The sequence below is a fragment of the Pseudonocardia sp. EV170527-09 genome, assembly GCF_008369905.1.
In the GTDB taxonomy this organism is placed as follows: Bacteria; Actinomycetota; Actinomycetes; order Mycobacteriales; family Pseudonocardiaceae; genus Pseudonocardia.
This window is the reverse complement of sequence record NZ_VRMC01000720.1, coordinates 1-220: the sequence shown is the minus strand read 5'-3', so window position 1 is coordinate 220 and position 220 is coordinate 1. Positions and strand designations below refer to the sequence as shown.

Here is a 220-nt window from a genome sequence, read left to right as displayed (position 1 = left end):
GACACCGACAAGCTCATCACCACCGTGTTCCGCACCCACCCGGACGCGGCGATCATCGAATCGCTGCCCGGACTCGGCCCTATTCTGGGCGCGGAATTCCTCACCGCCACCAACGGCGGTGTCAGCAGCAGTATCGGCGCTGATATCGGCGCTGATGTCGGCTCCGAGCTGGGTGGCTTCGCCAGCTCGGGACGGCTGGCCTCCTACGCCGGACTCGTCC

1 pseudogene is annotated in these 220 nt (G+C 66.8%); it reads left to right on the top strand.

Annotated features, from left to right (window positions below):
* Positions 1 to 220 (top strand): annotated as a pseudogene (locus FVA95_RS31465) (hypothetical protein); the annotation flags it as partial.